A 12,262-nucleotide genomic window follows, 5' to 3' on the forward strand; every position below is an offset into this window, starting at 1 on the left:
TAGCACTTTAGATTAAAATATCATGTATTTTTTAATTATCTGATTATTAAAAAGATAATATTGGATAGAATTAATAGCTTACTGGTAATGATAGAATTTTTTAAAAATTATTATCTAATTCAATATTTGTATGGATTTATGAGTATTTTTTTATTTTTTATTAGAAAATATAGCTTATTTTGATATATTTTAGAGGAATTTAAATAAGAGGTAACCATTGTTATTATGCTAAGATTTTAAGATCATCTTATTTTTATCTAAAATTAATTTTTATATTCTTATAATTTTATAATTTGAAAATTATATTTTTCTTGCATGATTTAATTCTATTTAATGTGTTATTGGTAGGAATTTTGTATTTCATTTTGATATAAATTTATCATGTCAGTTTATTTTAAATAACAATATATATTTATTATTCTAATATAGAATTAACATCGTATTTATATTGTTATCTGATGAAGATACATGAAGGTTGACTTATAATTATTTTTTTATTTAATAACTTTAAATAGTGGAGGATTCATTATGTGACAGAGGTTATATTTGATTTACAATCATAGATAAAATTTCTAATGTAATTTTATCATATACTGAATTATAGATAATCTATTAATGTATTATAAATAAAGTTTCATCAGATATTAAAAAATATAATTATTAAACTATATTTAGTATAAGTTTGATCATTCCATCTCTATATTATAAAGAACCATTTATATTACTCATGTTTTTTATGTTCTATTTATTGATGTTAGATAGGGTTCTTTACTTAATTTATATTTTAATCATACTAAGATGTATCCTGGTTATTTAGTAAATGTACATAAAATATTTAATCTATGATATGGATCATAGTCATACTTTATAAAAGATACAATTCCTAAATAAAAACATTTATTCCTCTATAAGATCAAACATTAGAAATCATAATTTATCACTAAGATAGGTTTATAAGATAGTAGATGATTTTAAAATGGATTTTTATTTTAGAAAATCACATAGGTATGTATTCTATAGTATGAGATATATTCTCTTTAATAATATTGAAATAATAAGCTGTTTTCTCTAAAATTAATGAGAAATTTATACAGTAGAGCTATTGAATAAAAATAAATTAGAGTTCAATTTCTATTTAATTATTTTTACAATTAGTTTGTATCACTATCTGAAGGTAATGCAACATCATGTATGAATGGATTTCTCATTTAGAAAATTGGTTAGCCCTCAGTACACTCACTATTCTTGAAATCATTCTTGGTATTGATAATATTTTATTTTTATTACTAATAGTAGGTAGGCTTCCTATTCACCAGCAGCATATTGCTCGGTTTCTAGGTTTATCTTGTGCAATGGTAATAAGGCTCGTATTATTAACATCTCTGGCATGGCTAACAAATCTAAGAGCACCATTCATTACTTTTATGGGTCATGTTTTTTCTCTGCATGATTTAATATTATTGTTTGGTGGAATAGTCCTTCTTTATAATGTAAGCATAGAGCTATATAGAAATGTTACAGATTTTCAGTATCAAGAGGAAATCAACATGTTGTCTTTTTGGAAAGCTATGCTAAAGATTATCTTTTTAGATATTATATTTAGTGTGGATTCTCTTATTACGGCAATTGGTATATCTAATAATTTAATTATTATGATGGTGGCCGTAATAATTTCAGTTCTAGTAATGATGTTTAGTTCTGAAATGCTTAGTACTTATATCGATCGCTATCCATCAATAAAAATATTAGCACTTTCTTTTCTATTTTTTATTGGTTGTAAATTAGTCTTAGAGAGTTTTCAATTTTATATTTCACAAAATTATATTTATTTTTTTATAGTTCTTTGTGGATTATTTCAGATGTTTCGTCTTACATCTAATCAGAAATAATTTTAATAATTTTATCTTATCATTTTTTTAAAAAAAATTAACACACTGATGACAGTAATATTTCTTTTTTATCTGCTATTAATTATTTGTATGAATCTAGATTGTTTATTTAATATGTTAAGTAATAACCATCATATAAAGTATTTTTAATATCATTATTTATATATTAAATTATTTCTAATATTTCTCTGAAAGAATTAAGTTATTTTCATCTATCACAAGGTGTTATTAGTAGAACTATAACATAGAAATTAAATGTTTTAAAATAAATGTTGTAATTAGAGAATATGTTTTTCTAATATTTTCTAATTATATAGTTTTATAAAACATTTCTTCTTAAGTTACAAGAATGATTGGATAATACCTTCAACAGGAAGGGTCAGCTAGAATAGAATTCTATAACTAATATGATCATTTACTGTACATAAATTAATAAATAATAGATTGTTTATTAATTTTTTAATAAAATATTCTATAGATAGAGATTATTATAAGGTATTAAAGTATGTTATGATTATTAGTATATTATGCACTTTTTATTAATGTTAAAATAGAGCTTTTCAGTTTATATAGAAAGTTTAAATGATATATTTTTATGTATATGTTGTATTATGTTTTAATATATATTTGGTTATGATATTAAGAATAATAATGTATATATATGTAATAAAATAGTTATAGTCCACTGGTGGTTTGGTTGTATCAAATAATAAATAGATGTTAGTATGACAGTTAAATTAATACTTCTTTAGTGTTCTGTGTTGTTTTATAGGAGAATATCAGAGAAAATGTTATTTGATATAGAAAAGTGTTATAGGTTCTATCATGAAAATTAGTTCTTGTTTATTAGAGGCTAGAACACAGAAACCTACTAGAGGTAAAATCTTTAGTTTTGTGCATCGTCAAAGTCATTTTACTAAGGGACAAAAAAGGGCATTAGAGGAATTATGGCCAGAACTAGGTATTAAGTATAAGACAGAGGTAATAAATTTTACTAATTTATTTAATCGTACAGCTCCGGTGATTTTAGAAGTTGGATTTGGAATGGGTTCTTCTTTAGTGGCTATGGCTTCTCAAAATCCACAGTATAACTTCTTGGGTATTGAGGTACATAAACCGGGTATAGGTGCTTGTTTATCCATGGTAAGATCACTTGGAATCAAGAATATTCGTATTATATGTCATGATGCAGTAGAAGTTATAGAGACTATGATTCCGATAGATTCACTATATATGGTACAAATTTTTTTTCCAGATCCATGGCATAAGGTGCGTCACAATAAACGTCGTCTTGTACAGGTTTTATTCGCTAAATTAGTTCTTTCTAAGTTAGAATTAAACGGTATTTTTCATTTAGCTACAGATTGGAAAGATTATGCTGAACACGTATTACAGGTAATGAATAGTATTAAGGGTTATCAAAATCAATCAACTAGTGGTAAATGGATTACACGTCCAGTATCGAGACCGATCACAAAATTTGAGAGAAGAGGTCAACAATTAGGTCATGATATATGGGATTTAATGTTTAAGAAAATTCAATAAAAATATCGTATATTTTTATTTAAATTGATTATTTCATTTTTACTAGTATAAAATTTTTATGAATGCTAATTAGCATTGGTTCAGCGATCATCTAAGATACATCTTGTATAATTGCTTTCTCAAATGATTTTAATTAAATTCAGAGCATTATTACTGAGATTATGTATGGTATGCTATTGTTTTAATATTAATAGCTATGTTGTTTTTTTTAATATTTTATTGTATTATATATAGAATAATTAAATTTCAACTTTAATAACAAATGATTGTATCATAAATAGTTTTACGTATATTTAAGGATTTTGCATGCCCTTCATTACCTTCTCTGATGGTAGAAAGAAGTTATTTAATCAGCCTATTAGTGTAATGGATGTTGCTAAAGATATTTCTCATAAATTAGCAAAAGCCTGTGTTGCTGGATATGTAAATAATCAGATAGTCGATGCATGTCAGAAAATTGAATCAGATGCCTCAGTCGTAGTCATAACTGCAGAAGATAATATAGGTATAGATATTATACGACATTCATGCGCGCACCTTTTAGGTCATGCAATAAAACAGATTTGGCCATTAACTAAGATGGCGATTGGTCCCGTTATTCATGATGGTTTTTATTATGATATTGATCTTGATCATAAATTAACTAAGGACGATATAGAGCTGCTTGAACGACGCATGAACCAACTGGCAAAAACAAATTATGACGTACATAAGAAGATAGTTAGCTGGCAAGAGGCACGTGAGATTTTTATTTCACGTGGTGAAGTCTATAAAATAGCTATTTTAGATGAAGATATTAATCCGGATGCGCACCTCAGTCTTTATTATCATCAGGAATATATTGATATGTGTCGAGGTCCGCATGTGCCTAATATGCGGTTTTGTCATCATTTTAAACTTCAGAAGATTGCTGGTGCTTACTGGCGTGGTAATCAAAATAATAAGATGTTGCAGCGTATTTATGGTACAGCATGGCCGAGTCAAAGAAAGCTAATATCATATTTAGTCAATCTAGAACAAGCAGCAAAGCGTGATCACCGCCAAATTGGTAAAAAGCTTAACTTATATCATATGCAGGAAGAAGCTCCAGGTATGGTATTTTGGCATAACGATGGTTGGAGTATTTTTCGTGAATTAGAAAGTTTTGTGCGTAATAGGCTTAAAGCATATGAATATCAGGAGGTAAAAAGTCCGTTTATGATGGATCTAAGTCTTTGGGAGAAGACTGGTCACTGGGATAACTATAAAGAGGCAATATTTATTACATCCTCTGAAAACCGTGAATATTGTATTAAACCAATGAACTGTCCAGGACATATTCTTATATTTAATCAGGGGGTTAAATCATATAGAGATCTCCCATTGCGTATGGCTGAATTTGGAAGTTGTCATCGTAATGAATTGTCTGGTTCATTGCACGGTTTAATGCGTGTACGTAATTTTACGCAAGATGATGCTCATATTTTTTGCACACAAGATCAGGTACTTGATGAAGTAAATAGTTGTATTAATATGCTCTATGATATGTATAGATCATTTGGTTTTAAAAAGATTTTAGTAAAACTCTCTACGCGTCCTCTAACACCTATGGCTGACGATCCGATTTGGGATCGTGCGGAATCTGATTTAGTGACTTCATTAAAAATTAATAAAATTCCTTTTGAGTATCAGCCGGGTGAAGCTGCTTTTTATGGTCCGAAAATTGAATTTACTTTATATGATTGTCTTGATAGGGCTTGGCAATGTGGTACAATCCAATTAGATTTTATATTACCTTCCCGTTTAAATGCTTTTTATGTGGACAGAGATAATAAGCGTCAGGTTCCAGTAATGATTCATCGTGCTATATTAGGGTCAATGGAGCGTTTCATTGGAATCTTAATTGAAGAGTATGCTGGATGTTTCCCTACTTGGTTGGCCCCGTTACAAGTTGTAGTCATGAATATTACTAAGATGCACTCTAAATATGTTGCAGAATTAGTACAGACGTTGCAAAATATAGGGATCCGAGTTCAAGCAGATTTACGAAATGAAAAGATTGGATTTAAAATTCGTGAACATACTTTGCGGCATGTACCTTATCTATTGGTTTGTGGTGACAGAGAGATGCAGCAAGGATTGGTATCTGTTAGAACACGAGATGGAAGAGATTTAGGATGTATAAATTTTTCTGAGTGGTTGGTAAAATTACAGGATGAAATATTCAATCGTAATTTAGATTAATAGATTAATAGCTGGAGGAGTAAAGTATTAAAGTCGGAAAGAGAGTTCAACCAGTTCGTCCAAATCGTATAAATGAGGATATTCGTGCCTCCAAGGTGCGTCTAACAGATTTTGACGGTGAACAGCTTGGTATCGTTAGTTTAAATGAAGCTTTAGAAAAAGCTAAGATAGCTGGTGTTGATCTTGTTGAAATTAGCCCTAACGCTGACCCTACCGTTTGTCGTATTATGGACTATGGGAAGTTTCTTTATGAAAAAAATAAATCATATAAGGAACAGAAAAAAAAGCAAAAAGTTATTCAAGTCAAGGAAATTAAATTTCGTCCTGGCACTGACGATGGGGATTATCAAGTAAAATTGCGGAATTTAATTCGTTTTTTAGAGGACGGTGATAAAGCTAAAATTACGCTATGTTTTCGTGGTCGTGAAATGGCTCATCAACAAATAGGCATGGCAGTAATTAATCGTGTTCGTAAGGATCTATGTGAAGAACTAAACTTAGCTATTGTTGAATCCTTTCCTAATAAAATTGAAGGTCGTCAAATGATTATGATTCTTGCACCAAAAAAGAAGTAGTTGGTATTTGTATGATACAAAAGCACTTTATCTCTCTTTTTAACTAATCATCAAAGGTAGATGGCTGATATGCCGAAGATTAAAACTGTACGTAGTGCCATCAAACGTTTTAAGAAGACTGCATCGGGTGGATTTAAGCATAAGCATGCTAACCTTCGTCATATTCTAACCAAAAAATCTACTAAGCGTAAACGTCATTTACGTCCTGGGACCATGGTTTCTAAGAGTGATGTCGGTTTAGTTATCGCTTGCTTGCCTTATAAGTAAAATGACTTCTGTGATTTATTGATTTACTTATTAAGACATAAGTATTTAAGAATAAGATAAGTATTATAGAACATTAACTAGGAGAGCTAAATGGCCCGTGTCAAACGTGGTGTAATTGCTCGTGCACGTCATAAGAAAATTCTAAAGCAAGCTAAGGGTTACTATGGTGCTCGTTCACGAGTTTATCGTGTTGCCCTACAAGCAGTTATTAAAGCTGGTCAGTATGCTTATCGTGATCGACGACAGCGTAAACGTCAATTTCGTAAACTATGGATCGCACGAATTAATGCAGCTTCTCGTGATAACGGAATTTCTTACAGTGTTTTCATGCATGGATTGAAAAAGGCTTCAATAGAAATTGATCGTAAAATCCTAGCTGATATAGCTATATTTGATAAAAAAGTGTTTTCTGAACTAGTAGAAAGAGCGAAATTAACATTAGTATAATTAATACTATAAATAATAAAATTCAATAAGATTTTATAATCTTAATATTCTGAAGTATTAAAGAGTATATCTGTTTTATATGGCTCTATAATCTTTCATAACTATCAAGAATGGTTTTTTTAGTAAAATAAAGATAGATTTTATATGATAATCGTATAGGAAAGAAATTTTAGTTATTTTTTAAAAAGTTTCTAAAAATATGATTACTGATAATTATATACTGTATAATTTGTTTTTTTGTAGTATTTTCTCATTAAAATAAGATGTCTATTTATTTTTTAAAGATTAAAAAATTCTTAATAATCATTAAGAATAGATTATCTATCTTATAATGTTGAATAAGATCTCTAATATTTATTTTTTTATTTTTCATTAGTGAGGTTTTTAGTTGATTCTATCGATTTACGTTTGATCGTAGATCAAATATACATGTTTTTTCTATGTACTCTGAATTGAATTTATTGAATTTTATAATGTTATTTTCTATAGATATTCATTAGTTCTTATGTTGATCTTAAATTATTTTATATTAGATAGAGATTGTATTGGGTAAAATTTATAGCTTCATCTAAGAAAATATAGAGATTCATATTGTTAAAATAATATTAAAAATTTTTATGATTGATTGACTGATTAGATTATAGAATTTGATCGATATTTATCGATTGATAACATCAAAATAACATAATATATTTTTATTTGAGTAAGATTTTATCAAAGTTTGATCAGGCTTTCATGAGGTACAAATAGGAGATTAAATAATATGATGTTGCTAATGTATACAATTATTTATATTCAGATTCAGATTTGGAGTATCTGATTGGTTTTGTAAGATGGCTAATTTTATTATCTAATAATTCACTAGTATGAATGAGGTTAAAAATAAATCTTTATTTATAATTGATTGATTATTACATCTATATCTATAGAGAGTTATATCTCATAAAGAAATAGGATCATAGTATGTATGCACCTATAAGTTAAATGCTTTCCATTATGAGTATTAAAGAATTTTCTTATTAAAGGGCCTCAGTCTACAAGTATGATTTGTTAAGTACGGTTAAGGTATTTATAGGATGAGCACCAATCTTATAGTTACTGGATAAACTTTAGATTAGCATACTTAAACATATCTAAAATAGAAGATCATGTATAATTCATAGATCCATCTATACCATAAATTAAGAGTGATTAAAATATATTTTAATTTTTAGAGATAAAAATGAGATATATTTTCCTGATATAGGTTGATTTCTCCTATGTGAAGTAAAAAATATATTTTATTTTCTGAAGTATTTTGAGTTGACTAAAAGGAGCCGAACTTGATTGGATTATAATTACTGAAGAGATGTTTTTATATTGACTATATTATGAAATAGTTGATTTAGCATGTTGGAGAAAAAAAGAAAGAATGTCATATATTGATGATTTAGTAAAGAAAGCGAAAATAGATATTAATAATTCCGATAATATTATAAGACTAGAGAAGGTACGTCTTGAGTATTTTGGTAAAAATGGTCATATCACACTGCAGATAGCAGGTTTACGTACCTGTAACACAAAAGATCGTCTTATTATTGGTTCTAAAATTAATCAAGCAAAAAAATCCATAAAGCACTCTTTAACTGTACGCCAAGGTATTCTAGAGGCTTTAGAAAGAAAAGTTAAGTTAGATCAAGAATATATTGATGTTTCATTACCAGGTCGTCGGATAGCTAACGGGGGCTTACATCCTGTTACTTGCACTATTCATCTTATCGAAAATTTTTTTAGCGAGATTGGTTTTACAGTAACAGATTCGCCAGAAATTGAAGATTATTATCATAATTTTGATGCTTTGAACATTCCTTGTAATCATGCTTCTAGATCAGAGCATGATACTTTTTGGTTTGATTCTACTCGTTTATTACGTACTCAGACCTCTGGAATTCAAATTCATATCATGAAACAACAACAACCTCCTATTCGTATAATCTCGTCTGGACGTGTTTATCGAAATGATTATGATCGAACTCATACTCCAATGTTTCATCAGATGGAGGGGCTTCTAGTTGATAAGAATATTAGTTTTGCTCATCTAAAGGGGATGTTATTTGATTTTTTAAAAAAATTTTTTGAAAATGAGATGAAGATACGTTTTCGCCCATCTTATTTTCCTTTTACAGAGCCATCTGCTGAAGTTGATGTAATGGGTGAAAATGGACAATGGTTAGAGGTGCTTGGTTGTGGAATGGTTCATCCTAATGTAATGAATACTGTTGGTATTGATCCAATGATCTATTCTGGATTTGCTTTTGGTATGGGTATGGAGCGTCTAACTATGTTGCGTCATGGTGTAACTGATTCGCGTGATTTTTTTGAAAACGATTTGCGTTTTCTTAAACAGTTTTAGTAAGGATGGATACGATTAATGAAATTCAGTGAGCTTTGGTTAAGAGAATGGGTTAATCCTGAAATAGACACTTCATCTCTTTGCACTCAACTATCTATGGCCGGTCTAGCGGTAAATCGTATAGAAGAAGTATTATCTCATTCCTTTTCTGAAATAATAGTTGGCCAGATAGAGCAATGCTTCTGGAATCCACATGCTGAATTTATCTATATGACAAAAGTAAATATAGGTATTGATAGATTATTAGACATTCCTTGTAGCGCATCCAACTGTCGTCAAGGTTTAAAAGTTGCTGTGGGTAGATTAGATGATATGTTATCTTCTGATATTAAATTTAAGGTATCTCGTTTATCTAGCCAATCTTCCCATTGGATGTTATGTACATTTTCTCAGTTAGGTCTTATTCTAAATAAAGATGGTATCATAGAACTATCTTCTAATGCTATTCTTGGTGCTAATATTTGTCAGTATTTACGGATAAATGATAATATTATTGATGTGAGCATAACACCCAATAGAGGGGATTGTCTGAGTATTCTTGGGATTGCGCGTGAGATTTCTGTTATAAATCGTATTGCTTTAAATGAAGTAGATATTTTTCCTATAACTTCTACTCTACGAGATTTAATTCAGATTAATATTAATGATATCGAAGCTTGCCCACGTTATTTAGCTAGAGTCATAAAATTAGATAATTTAAGAGCTAAGACGCCGTTCTGGATGCAGGAAAAATTACGTCGATGTGGTATACGTTCTTTAAATCCAGTAGTAGATGTTACTAACTATATTTTATTCGAGCTAGGTCAGCCGATGCATGCTTTCGATCGTGATCGAATTGTTGGTGTGATTGTAGTTCGTTACGCTAAAGAAGGTGAAATATTTAAATTATTCGATGGTAATGAAATTAGATTGAGTACTGATACGTTAGTAGTGGCTGATGAAAAAAAAATATTAGCTATGGCTGGAATTTCTGGTGGTCAGGATGTCGCTATTACATTAGATACAAATAGCATACTTCTAGAATGTGCTTTTTTTAGTCCACTAGCAATTTCTGGACGAGCACGGAAATATGGTTTATTTACGGAGGCCTCCAATCGTTTTGAGAGAGGAGTGGATTCAGAGTTACAAAATAAAGCTATTGAACGAGCAACAAGTCTTTTATTAACAATTTGTGGAGGAGCTGCAGGTTCAGTGATTGATATTACTACTCAGAGACAATTGCCCCATCATGGCTCTATTACTCTTTATCGCGTGAATCTAGATCGTTTGATTGGAAATATAATAAAGGATACTGTAGTCAGTGATATTCTACAACAGCTTGGGTGTAGGATTACTAAAGAACTGGATTATTGGGTAGTAAGAGCTCCGAGTTGGAGGTTTGATCTTGTTCTTGAAGAAGATCTAATAGAAGAAATTATTCGAATTTATGGTTATAACAATATTTCTAATATTTCAATAAAAACTAATGTAATGATTTCTAGAAGAAATACGAAAGATTTGTCTTTAAAACGTGCTAAAACTTTATTAGTGGATAGAGGTTATCAGGAAGCTATTACGTATAGCTTTGTCAATCCAAAATTACAAAAACTATTACATCCTGGAGATCAGAGCCTAGCATTACTTAATCCTGTTTCAGTTGAAATGTCAGTCATGCGTTTGTCATTATGGACTGGTTTATTAGGAGCGGTTCTATATAATCAGAATCGTCAACAATTTCATATACGTTTTTTTGAAACTGGTTTACGCTTTATACCAGATATAAAGGCTAAGCTCGGAGTTCGACAGGAATTAATATTAGCAGGTGCTGTAAGTGGTTATCGTTATGTAGAGCACTGGGATTTACCAAATAGTTTAGCAGATTTTTATGATGTAAAAGGTGATTTAGAATCTCTATTTGAGTTAATTAGTCAGATTCAAAAGATTGAGTTTATTCCAGTTGTTAATTCTGCATTTCATCCTGGTCAATGTGCTGGAATTTATAGTCTTCAAGAATATATCGGTTGTATTGGAGTAATTAATCCAATTGTAGGGGATCAACTTGGATTAAAGAGTTGTACCATTATGTTTGAAATTCTATGGGATAAAGTTTTGGAACGAGCTTTGCCTTATGCTCGATCTTTTTCCCCTTTCCCTTCGAATCGACGGGATATCTCTGTGATTGTTCCAGAACATGTACTAGTATCAGATGTATTAAAAGAGTGTAGGAATGTTGGAGGAGAGAAAGTAGTTTACGTGAATTTATTTGATATTTATCGTGGTAAGGGTATTGTTGATGGTTTTAAAAGCCTTGCGATTAGTATTATTTTACAAGATATCCATCGAACACTACAGGAAAAGGATATTAACGTTATTATAGGTAAATGTATAGCAGCTCTTGAGAAACGGTTTGAGGCATTATTAAGGGATGAAAGATATGGCTCTAACAAAAGCTAAAATATCAGAATATTTGTTTGTAAAATGTATTGGTTTACGAAAGCGCTTTGCTAAAGAACTTGTTGAATTATTTTTTGAAGAAGTACGATGTTCTTTAGAAAATGGTGAAAAAGTAAAACTATCAGGATTTGGTAATTTTTATCTTCGTTGTAAAAAAGAACGACCAGGTCGTAATCCTAAAACAGGTGCAAGTATTCCTATTAAGGCTCGTCGGGTTGTTATGTTTCGTGCAGGTCAAAGATTAAAAAGTCGTGTTAAAAACATCATACCAAAATTAGACTGAAGAAACTCATATGTTCTAATTATTATTAGTTTTTAGCTATATATTCTTCTATGATCACTTACGTATATAAAAAGTTTGAAATTTATCTTGATGGTCAATAAGTTCGTATCTGGTATAAATCGATCATGAATCCGGTGTAGTAGTGAAGAAAGGCGTTTATTTCTTATATTTAAAATACATTGTTATAGATTTTAAATCACATGAAGAC

General features: G+C 29.7%; 9 protein-coding genes. All 9 read left to right on the plus strand.

The genetic code is table 11. From position 1 onward, the window contains the following. Positions 1-1,187 precede the first annotated feature (1,187 nt). The 9 genes from ERCIPICE3303_RS00580 (at position 1,188) to ERCIPICE3303_RS00620 (ending at position 12,054) form a co-directional block, all read left to right on the plus strand. Positions 1,188-1,889 carry a TerC family protein gene (locus ERCIPICE3303_RS00580; protein WP_157990822.1) on the plus strand — a complete coding sequence of 234 codons (702 nt, stop codon included), beginning with the start codon at positions 1,188-1,190 and terminating at the stop codon, positions 1,887-1,889. A gap of 825 nt (positions 1,890-2,714) precedes the next feature. Beyond that, positions 2,715-3,434 (plus strand): tRNA (guanosine(46)-N7)-methyltransferase TrmB, encoded by a 720-nt coding sequence (gene trmB / locus ERCIPICE3303_RS00585; RefSeq protein ID WP_157990823.1) that lies wholly within the window; start codon positions 2,715-2,717, stop codon positions 3,432-3,434. A gap of 306 nt (positions 3,435-3,740) precedes the next feature. Then, positions 3,741-5,657 carry a threonine--tRNA ligase gene (gene thrS / locus ERCIPICE3303_RS00590; protein ID WP_157990824.1) on the plus strand — a complete coding sequence of 639 codons (1,917 nt, stop codon included), beginning with the start codon at positions 3,741-3,743 and terminating at the stop codon, positions 5,655-5,657. Between the two features lie 26 nt (positions 5,658-5,683). Beyond that, a complete protein-coding gene (gene infC / locus ERCIPICE3303_RS00595) occupies positions 5,684-6,232 on the plus strand; it encodes a translation initiation factor IF-3 (RefSeq protein ID WP_157991277.1) in 549 nt (182 codons plus the stop codon). A 69-nt stretch (positions 6,233-6,301) separates the two neighbouring features. Continuing rightward, positions 6,302-6,499: a 50S ribosomal protein L35 gene (gene rpmI, locus ERCIPICE3303_RS00600; RefSeq protein ID WP_157990825.1), complete on the plus strand. Its 198-nt coding sequence runs from the start codon at positions 6,302-6,304 to the stop codon at positions 6,497-6,499. A gap of 90 nt (positions 6,500-6,589) precedes the next feature. Continuing rightward, a complete protein-coding gene (gene rplT / locus ERCIPICE3303_RS00605; protein ID WP_157990826.1) occupies positions 6,590-6,946 on the plus strand; it encodes a 50S ribosomal protein L20 in 357 nt (118 codons plus the stop codon). Between the two features lie 1,411 nt (positions 6,947-8,357). Next, positions 8,358-9,338, plus strand: coding sequence for a phenylalanine--tRNA ligase subunit alpha (pheS, locus tag ERCIPICE3303_RS00610; RefSeq protein ID WP_157990827.1), 981 nt, complete (start codon positions 8,358-8,360; stop codon positions 9,336-9,338). An 18-nt stretch (positions 9,339-9,356) separates the two neighbouring features. Next, entirely contained in the window at positions 9,357-11,771 is a 2,415-nt protein-coding gene (pheT, locus tag ERCIPICE3303_RS00615; RefSeq protein ID WP_157990828.1) for a phenylalanine--tRNA ligase subunit beta, read from the plus strand. Next, positions 11,752-12,054 (plus strand): integration host factor subunit alpha, encoded by a 303-nt coding sequence (locus ERCIPICE3303_RS00620; RefSeq protein WP_157991278.1) that lies wholly within the window; start codon positions 11,752-11,754, stop codon positions 12,052-12,054. Before pheT ends, ERCIPICE3303_RS00620 begins: the two co-directional genes overlap by 20 nt. Positions 12,055-12,262: the final 208 nt, after the last annotated feature.

The organism is Candidatus Erwinia haradaeae (genome assembly GCF_900699015.1).
In the GTDB taxonomy this organism is placed as follows: Bacteria; Pseudomonadota; Gammaproteobacteria; order Enterobacterales; family Enterobacteriaceae; genus Erwinia_E; species Erwinia_E haradaeae_E.

Coding starts and splice junctions, on each gene's coding strand:
- ERCIPICE3303_RS00580 (WP_157990822.1), top strand. CDS start 1,188: ATGTATGAATGGATTTCTCATTTAGAAAATTGGTTAGCCCTCAGTACA.
- trmB (WP_157990823.1), top strand. CDS start 2,715: ATGAAAATTAGTTCTTGTTTATTAGAGGCTAGAACACAGAAACCTACT.
- thrS (WP_157990824.1), top strand. CDS start 3,741: ATGCCCTTCATTACCTTCTCTGATGGTAGAAAGAAGTTATTTAATCAG.
- rpmI (WP_157990825.1), top strand. CDS start 6,302: ATGCCGAAGATTAAAACTGTACGTAGTGCCATCAAACGTTTTAAGAAG.
- rplT (WP_157990826.1), top strand. CDS start 6,590: ATGGCCCGTGTCAAACGTGGTGTAATTGCTCGTGCACGTCATAAGAAA.
- pheS (WP_157990827.1), top strand. CDS start 8,358: ATGTCATATATTGATGATTTAGTAAAGAAAGCGAAAATAGATATTAAT.
- pheT (WP_157990828.1), top strand. CDS start 9,357: ATGAAATTCAGTGAGCTTTGGTTAAGAGAATGGGTTAATCCTGAAATA.
- ERCIPICE3303_RS00620 (WP_157991278.1), top strand. CDS start 11,752: ATGGCTCTAACAAAAGCTAAAATATCAGAATATTTGTTTGTAAAATGT.